This window comes from Streptomyces eurythermus (genome assembly GCF_014649115.1).
Taxonomy (GTDB): Bacteria; Actinomycetota; Actinomycetes; order Streptomycetales; family Streptomycetaceae; genus Streptomyces; species Streptomyces eurythermus.
Genome location: NZ_BMSK01000055.1, coordinates 1 through 1,389 on the forward strand (window position 1 = coordinate 1; position 1,389 = coordinate 1,389).

At 56.5% G+C, this 1,389-nt stretch carries 1 rRNA gene; it reads left to right on the forward strand.

What is annotated here, in order from left to right:
- A 23S ribosomal RNA gene (locus IE251_RS40425) occupies nucleotides 1-1,389 on the forward strand; the annotation flags it as partial.

Consider the following 1,389-nt stretch of genomic DNA (forward strand, 5'->3'; position numbering starts at 1 on the left):
TGAGACCTGATGCCGAGCCGATTGTGGTGAAGTGGATGATCCTATGCTGTCGAGAAAAGCCTCTAGCGAGTTTCATGGCGGCCCGTACCCTAAACCGACTCAGGTGGTCAGGTAGAGAATACCGAGGCGTTCGGGTGAACTATGGTTAAGGAACTCGGCAAAATGCCCCCGTAACTTCGGGAGAAGGGGGGCCACGTCTGGTGATCGGATTTACTCCGTGAGCTGGGGGTGGCCGCAGAGACCAGCGAGAAGCGACTGTTTACTAAAAACACAGGTCCGTGCGAAGCCGTAAGGCGATGTATACGGACTGACGCCTGCCCGGTGCTGGAACGTTAAGGGGACCGGTTAGCTCACTTTCGGGTGGGCGAAGCTGAGAACTTAAGCGCCAGTAAACGGCGGTGGTAACTATAACCATCCTAAGGTAGCGAAATTCCTTGTCGGGTAAGTTCCGACCTGCACGAATGGCGTAACGACTTCTCGACTGTCTCAACCATAGGCCCGGTGAAATTGCACTACGAGTAAAGATGCTCGTTTCGCGCAGCAGGACGGAAAGACCCCGGGACCTTTACTACAGTTTGATATTGGTGTTCGGTTCGGCTTGTGTAGGATAGCTGGGAGACTGTGAAGCTCGCACGCCAGTGTGGGTGGAGTCGTCGTTGAAATACCAGTCTGGTCGTGCTGGATGTCTAACCTGGGTCCGTGATCCGGATCAGGGACAGTGTCTGATGGGTAGTTTAACTGGGGCGGTTGCCTCCTAAAGGGTAACGGAGGCGCCCAAAGGTTCCCTCAGCCTGGTTGGCAATCAGGTGTTGAGTGTAAGTGCACAAGGGAGCTTGACTGTGAGACCGACGGGTCGAGCAGGGACGAAAGTCGGGACTAGTGATCCGGCGGTGGCTTGTGGAAGCGCCGTCGCTCAACGGATAAAAGGTACCCCGGGGATAACAGGCTGATCTTCCCCAAGAGTCCATATCGACGGGATGGTTTGGCACCTCGATGTCGGCTCGTCGCATCCTGGGGCTGGAGTCGGTCCCAAGGGTTGGGCTGTTCGCCCATTAAAGCGGTACGCGAGCTGGGTTTAGAACGTCGTGAGACAGTTCGGTCCCTATCCGCTGTGCGCGTAGGAGTCTTGAGAAGGGCTGTCCCTAGTACGAGAGGACCGGGACGGACGAACCTCTGGTGTGCCAGTTGTTCTGCCAAGGGCATGGCTGGTTGGCTACGTTCGGGAGGGATAACCGCTGAAAGCATCTAAGCGGGAAGCCTGCTTCGAGATGAGGACTCCCACCCACTTGATGGGGTAAGGCTCCCAGTAGACGACTGGGTTGATAGGCCGGATCTGGAAGCACGGTAACGTGTGGAGGTGACCGGTACTAATAGGCCGAGGGCTTGTCC